Annotated in this window: 12 protein-coding genes; 7 read left to right on the top strand and 5 right to left on the bottom strand. The window is 34.2% G+C overall.

Translation table 11 applies throughout. From position 1 onward, the window contains the following. Positions 1-121: 121 nt before the first annotated feature. Positions 122-1048, top strand: a complete 927-nt coding sequence (locus tag TERY_RS01135) for a fused MFS/spermidine synthase (protein ID WP_011610130.1) — start codon at positions 122-124, stop codon at positions 1046-1048. Between the two features lie 790 nt (positions 1049-1838). Here TERY_RS01135 and TERY_RS35910 read toward each other — a convergent pair. Then, entirely contained in the window at positions 1839-1970 is a 132-nt protein-coding gene (locus TERY_RS35910; RefSeq protein WP_370496381.1) for a hypothetical protein, read from the bottom strand. A 1230-nt stretch (positions 1971-3200) separates the two neighbouring features. Here TERY_RS35910 and TERY_RS01130 point away from each other — a divergent pair. After that, a complete protein-coding gene (locus TERY_RS01130; RefSeq protein ID WP_011610129.1) occupies positions 3201-5072 on the top strand; it encodes an SUMF1/EgtB/PvdO family nonheme iron enzyme in 1872 nt (623 codons plus the stop codon). A gap of 200 nt (positions 5073-5272) precedes the next feature. Here the strand turns inward: TERY_RS01130 and TERY_RS26895 are convergent, their stop codons facing one another. The 3 genes from TERY_RS26895 to TERY_RS01115 all read right to left on the bottom strand — a co-directional run bounded on the left by TERY_RS26895 (position 5273) and on the right by TERY_RS01115 (position 8162). Further along, entirely contained in the window at positions 5273-5743 is a 471-nt protein-coding gene (locus TERY_RS26895) for a DUF924 family protein (RefSeq protein ID WP_011610128.1), read from the bottom strand. A gap of 629 nt (positions 5744-6372) precedes the next feature. After that, complete coding sequence (locus TERY_RS01120) at positions 6373-6909, bottom strand: hypothetical protein (protein WP_011610127.1); 537 nt, start codon at positions 6907-6909, stop codon at positions 6373-6375. Between the two features lie 392 nt (positions 6910-7301). Continuing rightward, positions 7302-8162 (bottom strand): Npun_R2479 family HD domain-containing metalloprotein, encoded by an 861-nt coding sequence (locus TERY_RS01115; protein WP_011610126.1) that lies wholly within the window; start codon positions 8160-8162, stop codon positions 7302-7304. Between the two features lie 1042 nt (positions 8163-9204). Here TERY_RS01115 and TERY_RS01110 point away from each other — a divergent pair. From TERY_RS01110 to ltrA (TERY_RS01100), 3 genes are all read left to right on the top strand, one after another. Continuing rightward, complete coding sequence (locus tag TERY_RS01110) at positions 9205-10017, top strand: hypothetical protein (protein WP_011610125.1); 813 nt, start codon at positions 9205-9207, stop codon at positions 10015-10017. Between the two features lie 266 nt (positions 10018-10283). Next, positions 10284-11435: a glutamate--cysteine ligase gene (gene gshA / locus TERY_RS01105; protein ID WP_011610124.1), complete on the top strand. Its 1152-nt coding sequence runs from the start codon at positions 10284-10286 to the stop codon at positions 11433-11435. A 1356-nt stretch (positions 11436-12791) separates the two neighbouring features. Further along, positions 12792-14696, top strand: coding sequence for a group II intron reverse transcriptase/maturase (gene ltrA, locus TERY_RS01100; protein ID WP_011610123.1), 1905 nt, complete (start codon positions 12792-12794; stop codon positions 14694-14696). A gap of 364 nt (positions 14697-15060) precedes the next feature. On the opposite strand, the gene ltrA (TERY_RS01095) is transcribed toward ltrA (TERY_RS01100), so the two are convergent. Beyond that, positions 15061-16968: a group II intron reverse transcriptase/maturase gene (gene ltrA, locus TERY_RS01095; protein WP_011610122.1), complete on the bottom strand. Its 1908-nt coding sequence runs from the start codon at positions 16966-16968 to the stop codon at positions 15061-15063. Between the two features lie 917 nt (positions 16969-17885). On the opposite strand from ltrA (TERY_RS01095), the gene TERY_RS01090 reads away from it, so the two are divergent. Together TERY_RS01090 and TERY_RS24600 are read left to right on the top strand one after the other, a co-directional pair. Further along, positions 17886-18347, top strand: a complete 462-nt coding sequence (locus TERY_RS01090; protein ID WP_011610121.1) for a TrmH family RNA methyltransferase — start codon at positions 17886-17888, stop codon at positions 18345-18347. A gap of 795 nt (positions 18348-19142) precedes the next feature. After that, positions 19143-21617 carry a peptidoglycan DD-metalloendopeptidase family protein gene (locus tag TERY_RS24600; protein ID WP_011610120.1) on the top strand — a complete coding sequence of 825 codons (2475 nt, stop codon included), beginning with the start codon at positions 19143-19145 and terminating at the stop codon, positions 21615-21617. The last annotated feature ends 841 nt before the right edge of the window (positions 21618-22458 follow it).

Here is a 22458-nt window from a genome sequence, read left to right as displayed (position 1 = left end):
TTATAATAAACCGAGTTTATGGAAGACAGATGTGAGTATTTTAGGGTAACTAATATAAACCTAGTTTCTCTCCTTGAATGATAACAAAATTACCAGATTAAATCTGGCTTCTTTTTTCAAAATGAATAATTACAGATATTGGCAAGTTAAAAATTTAGAAGGAATTCGGGAAAGAATTTATTGGCTCCACAAACAACCTGATGGGATAATTTTTTCTCAACCTTCTGGTATACATTTTTTAACTATAAAAAAAGTTAAATTCATTATTCAGTTAGTCTTAGTAGAGCAAATAACTTTAAAAATGGATTGGGTTCAATCTATACTTAATTTGAATGACCCTATATATTTAATTTTTCCTTACACTCAGGCCATGATGTTAGCTTTACTTTGGAATAGTCAACCAAAAAAAATTTATATTGCAGGTTTTGGTGGGGGTAGTATTCCTCAATTTTTACATCACTATTTTCCAGAGGTAATAATAGAATGTACGGAAGTAGATGCTAATATATTGTCAATTGCTCAGAATTTTTTCGGAGTAGAATTAAATGAGAGATTAAGGGTAAAAATTCAGGATGGTAGGGAATATTTAGAACAAAAAAATTGCCAAGATAAGTATGATATTATAATGATTGATGTAGCTTTTGGTAATGGCTATATGTCTTATAATTTAGCGACTCAAGAATTTTATCAGCTTTGCGATCGCAATTTATCAAAATCTGGAGTTATAGTTGTCAATATATTAAAAAATAATGGTTTTGAGGTAGAATATCTGAAAACTATTAAAACTGTCTTTCCACATCTTTATATCTGTAATACTAGTGGCGGAAATACTATTATTATTGGTACTCGGAACCGTCCAATTGACAAAAAAGAAATTAGAGAAAAAGCTAAATCACTTCAACATTCTCATCAGTTTTCATTTCCCTTAGTAGATAGGTCAAATAATCTAAAAGTAATAGAAGAATCATCAAATTTTAATTTAGAAAATGTTCCAATTCTCCAGGATAATGCTTCACCTAGTAATTACTTTAATTCATGGTTATTTTAATCAGATAGTAATCAGCAATAAATTAAAAAATTGGAATCAAATAACTATCTAATACCTAATCTATATTAAAAATCTTACAATATTTTGACTAATAAATAATATGAAACAAGTACACAAAATTAACTACACATATAAACATCATACCCTAATTTATCAGCACCTTAAAATTAATAAGAGTAACTTTTTTTCTAATATTATTAGCCATTTTAGTGGAGAATATATTCAACACAAGCGAGAGGTGTGATCCGATACTACTGAAACCACCCTCCGCGACCGCACCACACCTCCATCTACTTTCAACAAGCACTCCCTTTCTGTCGACTTATTTTTCAGTGTTAAAAAGCAAACTCTTCTCTCAACATAGTTTTCAACTACCTTGTCACCTCCTGAGAATTAAGCTATTTGATATATTTATTGCGATCTTTCCTTAAACATCCTGCTCTACCTTCATCTGCATATTTCTCTCAGTCGACAGCTACCACTTGATAAAACTAAAAGACCTTTCTCATAAAACTGACTGCCATCTATCACTTCAGTGTGAGCAGAATTAATAATCAAAAATTGATGCAACTCAGCTACAAACTCAGCTTCACCTGTGCAAGCAACCGATCTAACCTATAAGACTAAACCATAAGAAACTTTGTGATCATAATTAAAATACTGAGCATATATTTAAATAGATGGAGTACATCTGTAAGCATCATCAAAAATTTCAAGTAATTTTACTTGCAACTTCGCTGCTAACTCTTTCTTTTTATGCTCTTCCTACTTTTGAAAGAAACCACCTCAACTAACTCTCAACAGCATGATCAACAACAATATAACTATCAACTCCCATCTTGCACTGTTTTCCTCTTGTGGGTAAATAAATTAGCAACTGAAACACCACAACCAGCGAGAACCATGCATGTACTGTCGACATCAAGCTTGTGTTTCTCCTTTTTCCATTGGCATACAACGATAGCAAAAAGCTCTGACTCTGTTGTCTACTCTTCACATCCCTTGATGGATAGAACCTTTAGCTTCCCAATATCTGGCTCGACACCAAAACCTTCACCCTAACCTTTGTCGTCATTGTGGTTGAAAGACTTGGCGTTTCTTAACTTTTTAGTGTAAACTTTAGCTTTTGCTGAGGGCATAATATTATTCAAAATAATTGAATTTCAATATCTTTTTTTTCAAGAATGAATACTAAAAAATTACACTCCATTAATCATAATAAAACTCCCCTAATAAAATCATCAAAATACTTGAATAGAAGCAAAATTTATAATGATTAAAACTTTTTTTACAAAAAAAACTGAATAAATAATTGATAACTTTAAAGCAATATATTAAGGCTCATAATCTTATAAAACTAAAACTTATAAATCTCCGTAAAAAACATAGTATTTTCTTTCATTAAAGAACAAATAAACATTACAACCATAGTGGTAAATATTCATCTACATACCCTTGCCATTCATTTGTCATTTTTCAAACCATAGTTAAGATTGCAAACTAACTCCATCTATTCAGAAGTAAACTTAACAAACTTAAATTATGTGAAGCACCCAACTTTTATTGACTGTGAGAAATATTAAAACTTTATTTGATACTTTGTTGATAGTAATAACTTAGACTAACAAGCTTTAAACAACTTTTTAGTAGCTTCTCAATGAAGACTCAAGTACTTCATCTATTCTTCAGCTAGATGTAGATTTTATTGATAAAGTAAATTAGAAAAACAGCCATGACAACTAGTATCAATACTTTATCAACTTTCCCACAGCCAGAAAGTCATTAAATCATTAATACATATACACTCATGACCTTAAAATTTTATGCCTAAACTCTCAATAACACCTTCGTCAATAGCTCCCCGGGCTGTCCTGGCAGAGGCAAGCTTTGAGGCAAACTTCTCCCACTTCCTTCCAAGTAAAATTGCTACTATTAATTGGGAAATTATTAACAAGATATTTATGGAGTTTAGTATAAAGCAATCTATTATTCATCGGATAAATATATGCTTTATATTAACTTAATAAACTAATCATCAAGCTTTAGGTATAATCCATAAAGAAGCTATAGCTTTTAGCCGATCAAAAGTCATACCTTAAGAGCTATATAACTTAAGGTTAAAATCTCTTAATTCTTTTATTTAAAGATAATTATGCGTTGTTTAAATTGTTATACTGATGGTATTCCAATCAACACAGAAATATGTCCTAATAAAGAATGTGGTGTATATTTACCATCACTTAATCGAGACCTTTTAAAACCAGGTACCCAACTTCGTAATAAAACTTACCAAATAGATTATGCTTTAGGTCATGGAGGCTTTGGTGTTACTTATCAAGGTCATCATATACTTTTAGATGAAATGGTAGTCATTAAAGAATATTACCCTAAAAATTATGCTTTACGACATCCTATTACTGGCGGCTTTACAATTCCTATAAACCAGAAGAAAATATTTCAACAGGGTTTAAAAAGGTTTATACAAGAAGGTAGAATCTTAGCCAAGCTTAATCATCCTAATGTAGTTCGAGTTACTGATTTATTTGAAGAAAATGAAACAGTTTATTTAGTAATGGAACTGGTAAAAGGAAAAAGTCTTAGAAAAGAATTAGACTCTCAACCTAACAAAAAGTTTTCCACTCAAAAAGTTGAAGAAATAATGACTGTTATAGTATCAGCATTATCTACAGTACACAAACAAGGAGTATTTCATCTAAATATAAAACCTGATAACATTTTATTAACTCCACAAGGACATCTAGTATTAATTGATTTTGGTTTAGCAAAAAAAACCTTTGGTACTATAATTGGTACTTCTAGTACTCGAACTTTTACTGAAAATTATGCAGCTCCAGAAGTTATTTTCGGGGGAGAATTAGGAGTAGAAAGTGATATTTTTGAATTAGGAATGATGGTTTATGAAATGTTAACTGGAAAGTTACCTCCTAATGCTTTAAAACGTTCATTATCTAAAGACGGGAAAAATTGGCGACCTCAAGATTTAGAATCATCTTGGTATAAATTAGTAATGTCCGCTTTGGCTTTGGAAAAGGAAAATCGCCTTGGAAATATTGAAGAATGGTGGCAATTAAAGCAGAATAAAATAACTCCTAATTATCCACTTAGTAAAAATATTAACAATACTTTTTCTGGCGTCGTAAAGACTTTTAATTCTGAGGTATTAGAGACTAATTATTTATCTCTTCAAAAATTTACTTTTGAGGTAGTCACAGTTGATCATTATGGAAAGATTATTAATCGTCGCCAAGAAAGTGCTAGGCAAAAAATAGAAGATTTGGGTAATGGTATTAAGTTAGAAATGGTTTATATTCCTGGGGGAAGTTTTTTAATAGGTTCTCCAAAAAAAGAACGTGGAAGAAAGGATTTTGAAGGCCCGCAACATCAAGTAAATATTCACCCTTTTTATATGAGTAAATATCCAATAACTCAAGAACAATATCAAAGAATTATGGGTAAAAATCCTTCATATTTTAAAGGAAAAAAACGCCCTGTAGAATGTGTAAGTTGGAACAATGCAACAGAGTTTTGTCAAAAATTATCTAAGGTACTAAGTAAAAAATATAGTTTACCAAGTGAAAGTCAGTGGGAATATGCTTGTCGGGCAGAAACAACTACACCTTTCTATTTTGGAGAAACTATCACAACTAAGTTAGTAAACTATAATGGTCGCCATGCTTATGCTCATGGTCCAAAAGGAGAATACAGAGAAAAAACAACAGATGTAGGAAGTTTTCCTCCTAATGCTTTTGGTCTATATGATATGCATGGAAACGTCAGGGAATGGTGTCAGGATATTTGGCATCTTTGTTATGATGGAGCACCTATTGATGGAAGTGCTTGGGAAACTGGAGGTGATAGTGACTGGAGAGTAATTCGTGGAGGCTCCTGCAGCTTTGATCCTGGGTGTTGTCGCTCTGCGAACCGCTGCTTCTATTTCTCCCTCAAGGCGAACGACGATGATATTGGTTTTCGTGTTTTGAGTGTTCCCCCCCAGGACTCTTGAATAGCCCTTTGCACTTTTGCCCTCTTGCCCTATTTAATTTTCGCTAAAGCGGAGCGAAAATTTTTTTCCTGACAACGTACTATAATGTAGTATTTTTTTATAGCCAACTTCAAAACTATATATAAACTTACCATCATTGTGCAAATTACCTGAGCGTTCCACCATTTTATTTTGAGCAAAAAAAAGACCAACAAATTAAACTAAAACCTAGAATGAGGCTGCTTGAGAAATACAACTTCTTCTGACGTTGACTTTCTCCCAAGTATCTCATTTCGATGTGGATATCTACCAAAACGTTGAATAATTTCTTCATGAAGATGTGCATAACGTAAGGTATTTTTAAACCTGTCTTGAAGAGAACCAGTACTTTCTGCCACAAGCCTTTCAAAACATTGGATAGATATTTTTTGATGCTCTATATTCTCAGAATGCATCAAAGGCATATAGAAAAATTGACGCTCAATTTGTTTGAATTGTTGATCCATTTTTTGCTCCAGCCCACATAGAGTTAATTCTAGAGCAAAAGAGTCTTTCTCAAATGATCTTGGTGAATTTCTAAACATATTTCGAGAGAATTGATCTAACACAATGACTAAAGCAAGTTTCCCTACTAGAGAAACTGTCCAATTAGAAATGTTAGACTTATTTATAGACTCCCAAACCCTTGTCAAAACTTTTTTCTTTTCGATACCAGCGTGCAGCTATTTTTTTAGAAACAGTTCCATCGGAGTTGATATCTCCAAACCAGAAGGTAAGGATATTCATAAAAAGTTTATGAGAAGGGTTAGTCATAGAGAATTCTAAGTATAAATTAGAGAAAGCATGTTTGATCAGGACTCACGGAGGCACGCATTATTTAGAGTGCTGTTATATGAAATTGTCAATACTATAATTAGTTATTTTTTTTGATATATATTACTTAAAAGATACATGGTCTAGTAAAAATAAAACTACAAAATATATAAAAAAACACAGATATTTAAATTAAATTGATAAGCTTTTAATTTATTACATAATAATCCAATAATTATATAGATATTTACCTTCTTATCAAGCATACCCAGAGAAGCAAGATGCCTCAAATAAATATTTTTTACTATTTATTCTGTATTTACATAGCAAAAATATGCTGTATAAGTAGTAAAAATATGAACCTTAATTATGCTAGTTTCTGTAAAAAAAAATCAAAATTTATGATAATTTTTACATTTATAAACTTAATTATTACTAACATCACTATCATATTTTCACAGCAATAATTGTTATTACTATAGTAGTAATATTTCCCAAGTCAGATAAATTACTTGTTACTACTAACTTTTTTACCTAATAACAAAACTAAAATAACTCCAATAGTTACTATTAACATATCTATTGTATCTTCAGTAATTTTTATATTCAAAAAGTCAAACTTTAGCTGTTTAAATTTAGTCTCATTAGTAGACTTATTAGTTTCTTGTACTAGCTCTATTTTAGACTGATAAGCTACTTGTAATACACAATTAACTCTACCTCCATTTAGTAGACAATTATCATCATCAATACCAATATTTTTAAGATGTAAATCTGAGTTTTGATTATCAAATTTAATTGCTACCTCACGGTCACTTTTACCCATAACAATAGTATAAGAAGCTGGAGATAAAAAAGGTTGTTGAAACTGAGTCCTTGTTTCTATTACCTGAGCTTTAATGTTATTAAGAGACTTGTTATTAATTAATGGGTAAATAGCTAGCCCAGCGATCGCCATAACAACACCCATAAGACCAAGAGATTTAAACACCTTAATAAAACCCTTAAAATTTAGTTGACTTGTATTATTAAAATCAATAGCCATTTCAATCTTTATATTCTATATTATTTCTTCTTGAATTTTTTCATACCAATAGCTAAGAACTTTGTACTTTTTCCTCGTACCTTTAGAGCAAAGTTCTCTCACCAGTTGAAAAACCAGTTGAAAGCTATATGTAGAGAAGAACTTGCCTCTTAAAACTGAAGAATACCTCAAAAGAAAAGTAACCCTTATTGAGAATAGACGGGGCGGTGCTGCATTAACAAATTTGATTCTATATATAGCCTTTAGCCACCTTGCCACTCAGTGAGCAATACCTTATATATAGGGAGTCTGCATAAGTCCTGATCATGAAAAAAACCGGGTTTCCCATCCTTAGCAGATATATAAACCCAGTTTCCCTACTAACAACTGCCTAAATTGTTTCAAGAGCCTATTTACCTGATAAATGCTATCTCCGGTAAAGAATTATCATGTTCGACTCTAAATACATTAGCATTTAGATTAGCTATAATTTGTTTTCCCTGTTGAGTCAAATTCAAATAACCGATCGCATCTTTAACGTAACTATAAACTACATTCCAATAAAACTTAGGATAACCCTGACGTAGATCCCCAGGATTATTATATCCTAGTACTTTATTTTGACCTGTTTCCTCAAACTCATAAAACAAGGCACTAATTTTTTGTAAATAGCGGGGGTCACTCAACTGACCAATTAAATCTGCAGCCCTCACTAAACCAGGATAGTTATTCTTATCTTGATGATCCTTATCTGCTGGTACTGGGAAACGAGTCAGTTCCATGTTATGCTTAATCATTTCTGCCTCAATTAACTTATGACCTCCAAAACGTTCATCAATAAATAGCTTACCTCGATCAACATGATAGGGAGTAAGACTAGCATCTGTAGCACCTCTTGGTAAAGACACCTTCATATTATCTACTCCCGTAGCATACAACCTTAAATCCTCTCGATCTTGACGGCATACACCTTTGACATACCCAATATCGTGACAAAGTAAAGAAATGTGGTAATGTAACCAATCTTCACAAGATACCCCTCCCTCACGGATATGCTTCCCTCGTAAAATTTCTTGTCCCACTAAAGTTACAAGAACCGTATGTTCCACATTGTGATAAAGAGCATCACTGTTAGCAATATTTTCCAATGCCATTCCAGCTGCCCAGGCGATAATATCAGAATAATCTGGCTTATATCCACCATAAGTATGACTATAGCCACTTATCAGCCGTTGTATGAAAGCATCAATCAAAAGTTCAGTAGAGTTAAACATCTGCAGTCTCCTAGTTTGAATTTACTGTTTTTGTCAACTTATACTTATTCTTATTTACTATAATAAACAGATAGTCTAAGCTCATTTTTTGATATTTGATAAACTTCTGTATTTATATTAGTAAATTAATCAGAATAATTCACTATTTTTTCTGCTCCATTAACCTGTTCTCTAAAATCACGTTTTTTTGACCTCGTTCATGAATACAACCTACGTCAGTAATTTTTATTTAACTGAATATTAGGAACAAGGCATAAGATTTTCATACTTTTTATCTATCGTTATAGATTTTTTCCAGCCATAGCACTTCCTAGTCATCGCGAGCTAAAATCACGGTTATTTAAAGTTAAGCAAGAATAATTAGGGAAACTAAAACACTGATATTTGATAATTTAGTTTAAATTTATATAGTAATTTACCAATAAATAAATTGCATAATAAAGTACAGAGGAAGTTTATAAAGTTAAAAATAAACTTTATTCTCTAGATTTATTTATCAATTATTTGGGATAACTAGATTATTATTATTTAGATAAGTATATTCTCTCCGTCCTCAAATTTTATAGCATTTACTATGGGGATCATATCAAGCAGTTTTCACAATTAAAAAAACTAAACATAAATTCTCACATTATTAGCCATTTACTATATTTTTATTCCCTATTCTCAAAAAATAACAATGTTTTGGACCAAATAAAAAGAGGATTTCTATATTGATAAATTTGACATATGAACTCTAGCATTTTATTATATTAAAATACATCTAAGGTTGAGCACATAGTCAAAAAAAATAACAATTCTTGACGATAAATTATCATATAATTTTTTTCCATAATCTTCTTTTCAAGCAGCTATAATTATGAAATTTAGACTATTTATAGCATGGAATCATCATCTACTATCTTATATGATTATATCTCAACTTTTCTGTGATTAACACTCACTATGACTTGTGACAAGAAAATTATTTTCATGTGATCCTTAACACAAAAAGTAATAAGACATATTATATCAATATTTATACTAATTAAAAAGGATACCAATGAAGAATCATACAGATAAGTATCAAGAAAAATTTCTAGAGCCAAATAAAGAAGATGGTATCTTAGAAAAACTTCCTCAAGAAGTGAAGGAATGGGCAGCTAGCTTACCTTGGCATCAACGTCGTTATGTTTTATCATTTTCCTATATTTTGTGTGCTTCTTCTCCTGAGAAACAAGCAGAATTTTTAGATGATTATATAGCAGATGGTTTAGCAATAAAAATGCTACAAGATATAGATACAGTTAACAGAGTTAACAAATATCTTAGACATTTTCATGCCAGAACAAAAATCAATGAACACGTACTTCGAAGGTACATTAGATTATACTATTTTCATGTAACTCAGAATGTACATATTCAAACTCAACAGTATTTAGAGTCTGCCATGAAGCTAGTCATGAATACAGAAAAAAGAAATCAAATATTCAACTACATATTAGGATTTGAGTTCATTAAAATTATGTTCACAATGAGTTGGATACAACACGAGAGACTAGCTCGGCTTCAGACAAATCAAGAAACCTTTATTAATACATATATAAAGCCTATTCAATCTGCCCATCAAGTTAATAGTATTATAGTACCTAAAGATAAAAGTATATTTTTTGCTAAAAGAGATTACTATGTACAAATACCTGAGATATCCCCTAAAAAATTAGTAAAGTTAATCATAGAAACTTTTACTTCTGAGAAAGTTAATAAATGTGGTTTCATCATCACTCGCCACGTGAAAGGTTTACGATTTGACTTTGATTACATCTTTCAACAGCAAGAACAAGAAGACATTTTTCCAGTGAATTTCAATCTATAGTTAATTAGAATATAGAATACAGTCATTATTTAATTATAATTTTAATAAAACTAACTTAATTTTAAAATCAAGTCCAAGCCATAAAGTCAAAAGTTTTATATTAAACAAAGTCATAACTTCAAGAAAATTATCCCCAACTTATTGACAATGAAGCTTTCATTAAATATCAAGTTCCCAACTTTCAATAAAACTAAAATCATAACTTACTAAAGTACAAATACGCGATAGGATAAAAAATATCAATAAATTAGATTCAGGAGCCTGTCGTGTTGCTATCAAAAGGACTTGAACTAGAAATCTACACTGGCACATCCCAAGGAAACATAGTTGGCCTCTCAGAGCAAATTGTGGAAAAATTAGAGGGGTTTGCTAGAGAACCAGATAGTAGAATTGTAGAGTACACTACTGCACCATTGTGTAGCTATGATCGACTCTTATGTGCTCTAGTCAAGCCAAGACGAGAACTGCGAAAATACTTAACCACTTTAGGAGATTATACTATAATTCCAGGAAGCACCTTATCCCTTGGAAATAGTAATCTTTTTTATCCTTCTGACCCAAACAACCCATATTACAAATATATAGAGAAAACCTACTCTACCAAAATTGTTACAACCAGTATTCACATCAATATTGGTATTAGTGACCCAGAATTACTGATGCAGGCTATTCGCTTAATTCGGATGGAAGCTCCCTTATACTTAGCTCTTAGTGCCTCTTCTCCTTTTTTAGATACTCAAGTTACAGGGTTTCACTCTACTCGTTGGGCTACTTTTCCTAAAACTCCAACTGATGTCCCTCTGTTTGAAAGTCATAGTCATTTCATAAAATGGACTGAAGAGCAAATTGCAGCAGGTCTTATGCAAAATGTCCGTCATCTTTGGTCTTCTGTGCGCCCTAATGGGGACCGTCGTCCTTATAATCTTAATCGCTTAGAACTAAGAATCTGTGACTTTGTAGACAACCCAGTTATCCAACTAGCCCTAGTTGCCTTTTTAGAAGCTCGTTTATGGCAATTATTTGATCAGCCTCATCTTGATCCATTAGAAAAAAGTAATTTTCCTGGAACTAAGAGTTCGCAAGACTTAGTAGCTTTAGCAAATCATAATGAAACTGCAGTAGCTCATAATAGCTTAGAAGCTAAACTCTGCCATTGGCAAGACGGTAGAAATATTCTAGCCAGACAATGGATAGAGGAAATCTATCAACAGGTTTTACCTTACGCTAAAAATCGTGGTTTTAGCTGCTTTCTTTCACCTATTAAAAAAATTCTTCGCGAAGGTAATACAGCACAAAAATTGTTACGGCAATATCAGAGTAGTTTGGACATTCAAAGTGTAATTAAAACCGCAACTTTAGAAATGGCACAACAAGAAGAAGAGTTAGAAGAGAAATTGTGTCAATCAATGGTTGCATAACCAGAGATTTTTGATCATACCACTATTTATTTTTTCTCGTTCCTGTGCGGGGAAATTCCTAAGGGGTACTTTGGTATTTTTAAAGGACGAAAATTGTATTAATCACGCTTTTGGAGTAAGGGAAATACACAGCTATTGCTAAAAATGGCTCAAAAAAAACAAAGATAGATAAGGATTCATTTTTTCTTCAAGGGACTCTCTTAGACAAGATTTCCGTTTGATGCTATTTGAGAGCTTATGTTTTGCCAAAGTACCCATAAACATTCCCTGCAATAGTTATATTTTTACTATTTCAATAGACTCTTATTTACTAATTAAGTATAGCAATTCCCACACTGAATCGGTACAAAATTTATTTGTTTTAGTAGGGAATACCCATGCAACATCCCTTAAATATTAGTAAGCAAGGAAAACAGGGTATAGAAAAAAAGAAAAAAACTGTACCGACCTTTCCTTGAACAATCCTATATACCATTATTTATAGTGCTAGTTATAATTTTTTGTTATCCTCCAAGAACACCTATGATTTTTCAGTGAAAATTATCAATTAACTTGAGGATATTTTAGTCTGTGGGATAGATGATATCAGCATTAGCATAAATTCCATCCAGACACTAATTGAACTTGATTCTTGTCTTTTTCTAAGTTTTTTTCCTTCGCATTTTGTTTTTTTTAACCCTTCGTTTTGACAACATAAGAATATTTTATTAACGCCCATAACGCACATATTTTTATCAAAAGAACCAATATAGAAGCATTAGTGCGACTCGTTGGTCACTAAACCGGGAAACTGGGTATAAATGACCGTTCCAAGTCAATACATGAGGACACCCTCGACTTAGGAATAACTCTTATTACCTTGGTGGTGAAATTCCACCCACCTTGTTGTTAGGTTGACAGCATAAGCCACAGGGTAGCGAATGAACATCAATCCCTGAAGCTGGCTTAAAAGCGGGAAAATACCAGTTACCAAGGAACGATACCGCGAGCAAAGGTTGACAAGTGGACGAACAGGAAGGTAATCAAACTCTCGACACTATAGACCATCCCAAAGGTAGCTAAGGGATGTAGGACGAAAGTCAGAGGGTTAATGGACATAGATATTAATGTGTCTATGTCAGCAACCATATCAAACCCTCCGGGAGATTTTACCCCACTAAATCAATCGCAATAAAGGAATAAGGGAACGAGGAAACCTCTTTAAGACACCTAAGTAAAATAGGTCGAAAGCTTAGGAAGCCATTCAAGGTTAATCTACACGAAATTAGTAGGTCTTAAGGAGAGTAGGATTGAGTAAGAAGCATTGCAGATGCAGACTTACTCACTGTTAGACGTAATGTAAAGTAATGACTAGCTATGAACAAAGCTAAAACCCTAAAAAGAAATTTAGAAAATCCTAAACCATTTTTAAGCGTAGCATGGGATACAAACGATATACCGGACCTATGTAGTGTCAATCCTAATCTTAAATGGAAGGACATCAACTGGAAGAAGGTAGAAAAATATGTATTTAAGTTGCAAAAGTTAATTTACAGAGCATCCAGCCGTGGCGAAATCCGCAAAATGCGTAAATACCAAAAACTTCTGACCAAAAGTTATTATGCAAGGTTGCTAGCTGTTAGGCGTGTGACTCAGGACAACCAGGGAAAGAAAACTGCTGGTATAGATGGTATAAAAAGCCTTCCCCCAATGCAGAGGTTGAACCTGGTAGAAATGTTAAAGTCACAATATCTTAAAGCAAGCCCAACCCGTAGAGTCTGGATACCAAAACCAGGTAGAGAAGAAAAACGCCCATTAGGCATACCTACTATGTATGATAGGGCACTTCAAGCACTGGTAAAGTTAGGTAGGTCACCAGAATGGGAAGCACTTTTTGAGCCTAACAGTTATGGTCTTTTCCGGAGGTCAGCACATGATGCTATTGCAGCAATCTATGTCAGTATTAACCAAAAACCAAAATATGTATTAGATGCTGACATATCCAAATGTTTCGACCGAATTAACCATGATGCACTATTGAGAAAAATAGGGCGAACACCTTACAGACGATTAATCAAACAATGGTTAAAATCTGGAGTATTCGACAATAAACAATTCTCAAACACTGTGGAAGGTACACCACAGGGAGGGGTTATCTCACCCTTACTAGCAAACATCGCCTTACACGGTATGGAAAAATGCTTAGAAGATTACGCCGAAACTCTTTCAGGGAGTAAACGTGATAATAAACATGCATTGTCCCTAATACGTTACGCTGATGACTTTGTAATCCTACACAAAGACATCAAAATATTGTTACAAGCAAAAACCGTAATACAGGAATGGTTAAACCAGGTAGGATTAGAACTAAAACCAGAAAAAACCAGAATTGCCCACACTTTGGAAGAATATGAAGGTAACAAACCTGGATTTGACTTCCTAGGATTCACAATAAGGCAATGGAAATTCAAGACAACCAAACAAGGATTTAAGACACTGATAAAACCGTCCTCTAAGAGTATAAAAACTCATTATCGGAGGCTAGCGGATATATGTGATAACCACAAAACTGCTCCTAAAAAAGCTTTAATAGCTAAACTTAATCCGATAATTAGAGGATGGGCCAACTACTTTTCCACTGTAGTCAGTAAAGAAACCTTTTCAAAGTTAGACCACCTAGTTTGGAAAAGGATAGGTCGATGGGCAAGTAGACGGCATCCAAACAAGTCAGCCAAATGGGTCAAGAGTAAGTATTTCCCTCGCTGCAAAGTCACCAGAAACTGGTTACTTAACGACGACGAATATATACTTAACCGGCACTCAGACGTTGCTATAGTAAGACACGTCAAGGTAAAAGGTAATAAATCCCCATTAGACGGTGATTGGACTTATTGGAGCAGTAGAATTGGTAAACATCCAGGCATAAGGAAAGAAGTCACAACGCTGTTAAAGCGACAAAAGAACAAATGCGCATTTTGTGGACTAACTTTCAGATCAAACGACCTCATGGAAATTGACCATATAAAACCAATATCTGAAGGCGGTGATAACACAGTTAAAAATAAACAACTGTTACACCTACATTGCCACGATACTAAAACTGCTTTAGATAATATAACATACACAAGACCCAAGTTACAGGACTTACCTGATAAATACCTGTGGGTGAATGATATGTTAATTCTAAAACAAGGATGTACCTATGAAAAAGGACGTTTAGGAGAGGAGCCGGATGAGGTGAAAGTCTCACGTCCGGTTTTGAAGACGAGTCGGGTAAGGTAACTTACCTGGCGAATGTTTAACAATACAGCTTCATTTATATAGTATTTTTGAGTGATATAACTCTTGTCAATCAGAGTTTTCTATAATTTGCTCTGCTGTTTTTCTATTACTTATCCCTAGTTTTTTTCATTCCTACTCAGGCTCCCAGTGCTATTATGAAAAACAATTCTGGATCTGCTCAATAATAAAAAATTAATTCCAGATTCGGCTTCATTAGTCCATTAAGACCAAGGAATTAAAGCTAGCCATTATTCTCTAGAAATTGGTATGTGGATAATTGGACATTCAACAAAAGTTTAAAATTTTCTAGTCCGGTATCAGGTTAGCCCACAACTGAAGTAAAGTTAAACATTCGCCAGGTAAGTTACCTTACCCGACTCGTCTTCAAAACCGGACGTGAGACTTTCACCTCATCCGGCTTCTCTCCTAAACGTCCTTTTTCATAGGTACATCCCTGTTTTAGAATTAACATATCATTTACCCATAGGTATTCATCAGGTAAATCCTGTAACTTAGGTTTTGTGTATGTTTTATTATCTAAAGCAGTTTTAGTATCGTGGCAATGTCGGTGTAACAGTTGCTTGTTTTTAATTGAGTTATCACCGCCTTCAGACTTTGGTTTTATATGGTCTATTTCCATGAGGTCATTTGATCTAAAGGTTAGTCCACAAAATGCGCATTTATTCTTTTGCCGTTTTAACAGCGTTGTGACTTCTTTCCTTACACCTGGGTGTTTGCCGATTCTACTACTCCAATAAGTCAAATCACCGTCTAATGGGGATTTATTGCCTTTTACCTTGACGTGCCTTTTTATGGCAGCGTCTGAGTGTTGGTTAAGTATATATTCGCCGTCGTTAAGTAACCAGTTTCTGGTGACTTTGCAGCGAGGAAAATACTTATTCTTGACCCATTTGGCTGACTTGTTTGGATGCCGTCTACTTGCCCATCGACCTAATCTTTCCCATAGAAGGTAGTCTAATTTATTATATACCTCTTTACTGACTACGGTGGAAAAGTAGTTGGCCCATCCTCTAATTACCGGATTAAGTTTAGCTATTAGAGCTTTTGTAGGGACGGTTTTGTAGGTGTCACCTATATCCGCCAGCTTCCGATAATGAGTTTTAATACTCTTAGATGATGGCTTAATCAGTGTTTTGAATCCTTGTTTGGTTGTCTTACCTTTCCATTGCCTTATTGTAAATCCTAGAAAGTCAAATCCGGGTTTATTTCCTTCATATTCTTCCAGAGTGTGGGCAATTTTGGTTTTTTCTGGTTTTAGTTCTAACCCTACTTGGTTTAACCATTCCTGTATTACAGTTTTTGCTTGTAACAATACTTTGATGTCTTTATGTAGGATTACAAAGTCATCGGCATATCGTATTAAGGATAATGCTCTTTGATTATCACGCTTTGTCCCTGGGAGGGTTTCTGCATAATCTTCTAGGCATTTTTCCATACCGTGTAGGGCGATGTTTGCTAGCAAGGGTGATATTACCCCTCCCTGTGGTGTACCTTCCACAGTGTTTGAGAATTGTTTATTGTCAAATACCCCGGATTTTAGCCATTGTTTAACTAATTTTCTATATGGGGATTTTCCTATTTTTCCCAACAGTGCATCATGGTTAATTCGGTCAAAACATTTGGATATGTCAGCATCTAAAACATATTTTGGTTTGTGGTTAATACTGACATAGATTGCTGCAATAGCATCGTATGTTGACCGTCCTGGTCTAAAACCATAACTATTAGGTTCAAAAAGTGCTTCCCATTCTGGTTCCATGCCTAACTTTACCAGTGCTTGAAGTGCCCTATCATACATAGTGGGTATGCCTAGTGGACGTTTTTCTTCTCTACCTGGTTTTGGTATCCAGACTCTACGGATTGGGCTTGCTTTAAGAAATCGTGACCCTAACATTTCTACCAGGTTCAACCTCTGCATTGGGGGAAGGCTTTTTATACCATCTATACCAGCAGTTTTCTTTCCTTGGTTGTCCTGAGTCACACGCCTAACAGCTAGCAACCTTGCATAATAACTTTTGGTCAGAAGTTTTTGGTATTTACGCATTTTGCGGATTTCGCCACGGCTGGATGCTCTATAGATTAACTTTTGTAACTTAAACACATACTTTTCTACCTTTTTCCAGTTGATGTCTTTCCATTTGAGATTGGGATTAACACAAACCTGGTTAGGTATATCGTACGTGTCCCATGCCACACTTGAAAAGGGCCTTGGATTGTCCAATTTTCTTTTTAGTATTTCAGCTTTATTCATGACTAATCATTACTCTATATTACGTCTAACAGTGAGTACGTCTGCATAATATGCTTCTTACTCAATCCTACTCTCCTTAAAACCTACAACTTTGTGTAGATTAACCTTGAATGGCTTCCTAAGCTTTCGACCTATTTACTTAGGTGTCTTAAAGAGGTTTCCTCGTTCCCTTATTCCTTTATTACGATTGATTTAGTGGGGTAAAATCTCCCGGAGGGATTAATATGGTTGTTGACATAATCGAACTAATAATTATGTCCATTAACCCTCTGACTTTCGTCCTACATCCCATAGCTACCTTAGGAACGGTTTCAATTTACGAGAGTTTAATTACCTTCCTGTTCGTCCACTTGTCAACCTTTGCTTGCGGTATCGTTCCTCGGTAACTGGTATTTTCCCGCTTTTAGACCAGCTTCAGGGATTGATGTTCAGTCGCTACCCTGTGGCCTATGCTGTCAACCCAACAACAAGGTGGATAGAATTACACTATCAAGGTAATAAGAGTTATTCCAAATCGGGGTGTCCTATGTATTGATTTAGAACGGCCATTTATACCCAGTTTCCTGGTTTAGTGGCCAGCGAGTCGCACTAGCCCATATAAAATAGATGCCTTAGTTTTTGATTTATAATTTATGCAACTTTAAGCACAATTTTTGATAAAAATGCTTCAAATACTGATTATATAAGTTTTTGAGATTAATTAGCTACCCTTAATTAATTAGGGTTTGCTCCCAAAAAATCAGAAAAGGGTTGACTGGATCAAAACCTATATAGTTTTTTGAAAGTTTCTACTTGGGATTTTGAATCTCCTGATTTGTTAAAGCGGCCCTAATTGATTCCCTGTCAAAATATATATCCATCAATAAACCTTTTTACTCGTTCTGATTTGATGGACGTCAAAATATTTCATTCGTTTCATGCCTAATATTGTCCTAGTCTATCCACAAATTCCCCAAAATACAGGTAATGTTGCTCGTACTTGTGCTGCTACCAAAACCGAATTACATCTAGTCGGACCTTTAGGTTTTGAAATTAGCGATCGCTATTTGAAACGTGCTGGTTTAGACTACTGGCCTTATGTCAAACTTAACTATCACAATGACTGGGCAGAGTTTAAAGTCTATCACCATAAACTTGGTGGAAGACTCATTGGCTTCAGTAAGATGGGAAAATTAAATTATACCAAATTTCAATATCAAACAAATGATTGGCTATTATTTGGTTCCGAAACTAATGGACTACCAAAAGATGTCTTGAACTATTGTAGTGCAACTTTATATATACCAATGACTCAGCCAAACGTTCGTAGTTTAAATCTTTCTGTAAGTGCTGCGTTAGGTTTGTTTGAGGCCAGGCGTCAATTGGGTTATCTGAGTTAGAATCTTAATTTTATTACTCAAAAATTAAAATCCCTGTGGAGCTGTTGAGCAATTCTACAGATTTTTCTACACAGCTACCATAAGAACTGTTATGTGATCTCTACTCTAGGGTTTCCTGAAGAAGTAAGGGGAGTAGGTAGGATCATTGCATAAGGGCGTTTATACACTTAGTAGGAAGATTAAATTATAGAGGAGGTAGTCATATCTAATTTGTCCCTTGCTGCCTTCTAAAATTATTTTGTTCATAATGCTAACTTATCTGAGCAAGAGCTACAGAAAAGCTCAGACTTTTTTCTACGGCCCAAGACTAAAACCTTCATTTACCAAGACTTTGATAGTTGATTGGCAAACCTCAGTCTATACATATAAAAAATTTTTATTACTCTAGCAATTGTTAAAAACAACAAGTTGTTGTATACCAATAATTTAGATTATATTTCTTCCTGAAATCCTCCTGCAAAAGTAGAGGGTTCTTTATGTAGAAGTAAACAAAAGAAAATATAGAAAAAAATAACTGGACTAATTATCAATAGAAAATAGAGTAATAGAAAACTAGATTCAAAAATTAGGCTCTATAATAGGCTGATACTTCATCAAAAGTTAATTATTTTCTTTAATTTTGCTCATAACATGAAAATTCAGTTAAAATTATCCTTGCTTTTTTTCTCAAAGCAAGATAACCTAGCCTAAGTCTCTAACTAAAAGTGATCTGGACATATAAACTTAAGTGACCCAGATCATTCTTAATAAATAAGGCTTAAGACATTTAAACGTTTTTCAATAGGAGGTCGTTCTATGAAACGAACATTTCCGAATCAAACTAAGTCTGTTGCTCAGTGTGAACTTCACACAAAAGCAAGTATGGAACAGCTCAAACAAACAAATGTAGATAGTACTAAGGCTTGTTCCTCAGCTGCAATGATTGGACTTGCTGCTATCTCAACTACAATGGGTACATCAGTCATGATCTTCCCTGGAGATGATGACTCTGCAGTAGCAGCAGAACTTCCTCAAGTAGATAAACTTCAATCATATTCTTATCAAGCAAGAATTTTAGAACTAAATGGTGCTGGGGTTAATAGCCAAAAAAGTTTACTGCTGACACAATTGGGATATCTAGATACTCAAAGAAATAGTAGTTATGAAGCAGGTGTAACTCAATCTGAAACCGTTTTACCTTTGGGCCAAAAACTAGGGGCTTCTTTTTCCCCTGTGGAACTTAAACCGAAAAAGTTGATACCAGGACAAATCAATAAGTTGCCTTCTTTAGGATCTCTGGGCAAATTACAAGGTAAGAAAGCTCTGGGTAATGATTTCAAGCTATTTGAGAAGTTCAAAACAGGAATTAACCCTATTCAAGAACAAAAAAAACCCCCAGCAAAAATTTTGGTGGAGTCGAAGTATGAGGAGTTTGTTTCTGAGCCTGTACACAAGCCTTTTGACTTATCAAAAAAGAAATTACTAGAAAAAAATATATCTCAGAAATCAGAAAATTTAGTTGTTCCCAAAACATCACTAGAAATTGCTTCCCCTAAGCTAAATAATAATTCTGATACTAAACAAGTAGCTGAGAATCAAACAGATATTTCTCAAGAGTCCATTGAAACTGAAGGAAGAAAACTAGAAGCAGTAGTTATTGATTCAGAGATAACATCTACACAAGTTTCATTAATGTACAAAGTTCGTTTTGGGGACACATTGAGTTTAATTGCTAATGAGCACAATGTATCTGTTGGATTATTGGCTAAATTTAATCAAATTCAAGATCCAGACCGAATTGAAGTTGCAAAATTACTGAAAATTCCTCAGCAATTACCTTCTCAATCATTAACTCTAACAAGTTATAGAGGTGGAAACTCTACTCACCTAGAATCAAATTCTTCTGAAAAACAAGAATTTGTACAACCAACTCTTGAGACGACAAACAATCACTTTGATTTTCCAGAAGCTAAGACATCTATAATAGAATCTGATGCTCCATCATATAATAGACTTAATACAAGTGAACCATTAGCTTCAATAAAAGACAGTTCACATCTGATTTCTTCCCCTCAAGCTACAGACCAAGACTATCAAATAGATCATAAGTCAAAAGAATTTATAACTTCAAGACAGTCCGTTAATACATATAGCCCCAAAACTCCTCTCGTTAATGGTAAAGTCTGGCCTACTAATCTAACATCAAAAGTATCCGGGTCAAATTCTTCTACACATTTAGAAAACCAAATCCATCTTAGTAACAAGCAACCTGTTCAGTTATTGCTAATGGATAGAGATATTCAAGATCGTGAATTAACAATAACTGATAATCAAGAAAATCCTTATACAAATCGTTTAAGGTCAGAAATTGATAGGTTACGACAGGAATATAATGATCAAAAAGATTTTGAACAATCTCAGCTCACCAATTTAGAATCAATAAATACCTCAGTACCTGAAGCACTATCTTCAGAAAATAATTTATCTGTTAATGATCAATTTCCTATAGATCAGAACTTTAACAATGGATCCTTCAAGCCAACTGAGAAACGAGAAATTAGTAACCCCACTACCAGACAATGGCCTGAAGAGATAGCAGCTAACGGACTAGAAAGAAAAAATACTGCTATAGTTCTGGTTGGATCTATGGAAGAAGATGAAATTATTGAATCTCAAGAGTCATCCCTTATACCAACAGCACCAGAAACTTATATTCCAGTTGGATCTGTGGTAGAAGATGAAATTAGTGAATCTCAAGAGTCATCGCGTATGGCAGCAGCACCAGAAACTTATAACCCAGAGCAGATTCTTAATAATCCTTCAATCGGAAAAATGGTTTCTCCAGATTTGCCACCCTTGGGTAAACCTGATTCTTATTTACCTGGTGGCTCAATGCAATTTACTGGGTATACCTGGCCGGCAAGAGGAATTCTTACATCAGGTTATGGTTGGCGATGGGGAAGAATGCATAGGGGTATTGATATAGGAGCACCTACTGGGACTCCAATTGTTGCAGCAGCTCCTGGTATTGTTACTTATGCTGATTGGGACGGCAGTGGTTACGGTTATCTAGTGGAAATTAAGCATCCCAATGGTAGTCTCACACTTTATGCTCATAACAGCGAGATTTTGGTTAGAGAAGGTCAAAAAGTGTCTCAGGGTGAGCTAATCGCTAAAATGGGGAGTACAGGCCGTAGCACTGGACCACATTTACACTTTGAAATTCATCCTCAGGGGAATGGAGCAGTAGACCCTATGGCCTATCTTCCTTCTAGAATTGCCTCTAATTAGCTAGAGTATTGAGAAATCTAGCAGAATAATCTGTGAGCAGTTCGTGAGATAAATTGACGGTAAATTAATGAGGCTTAATGCCCCATTAATTTACAAATATTATTTTTTGTCCTTTTTGTAAAAATTGATGTTATTATCGATTTAATTGCGCTTATATTTCATTTATATCAAAAGGATTCTTTGTTAACAGATTGAGTAAATAAATTAACTATTTGGGATAGGATAAGTTTGGTTATAAGTAGGCCCTACTGAAATAAGAGTCTTGAAATATTGAAGCTGATTTTTTCATTCCTAGTCCTAGAGACTGCTATTTACCTAATTTTTTTGTTAATTCCTAACTATTTTAAGTTTCAAAGCTGAGAATGTTGGACTGAAAACAAGAACTGTTCATCAAAATGGTAAAAGTTCAGATGAATCAAACTATGTGACAGTAGTCCCTAAAGAATTATCAGAAAGAATCTATGGTTGTAGACGCTACAGCACTTGATGTGTCACAATCAAAACCCAAACAGAAATATAAAAAACAGGATATCGGTAAATTTCCTCCTTAGATTATTCTGGTGTCCGGCGTAAGGGTGGGACTGGGAGGTGAGAACCTGAGACTATACTGTTGTGTAATAATTCCTATGTATAGTTATAGGAATGAGAATTAATAAACGGGTAAAGTTTGTATTTGGGTTTAATCTAGTCTTTGAAATCTTCCCCGGCCGTTAGGCACTCCGGATATACCTACTTAGCAGAGGTCCAATGGCGGATTGAAGTTTCTTATGTTGCTATTGTTCATGTCTCATAGTACAACTAGACCTAACTTATAACTGGCCTCTGTATAGTTTTTTGTCTC

The organism is Trichodesmium erythraeum IMS101, from assembly GCF_000014265.1.
GTDB lineage: Bacteria > Cyanobacteriota > Cyanobacteriia > Cyanobacteriales > Microcoleaceae > Trichodesmium > Trichodesmium erythraeum.
The sequence above is the reverse complement of the archived record's forward strand: the minus strand, read 5'-3'. Positions and strand labels throughout refer to the sequence as shown.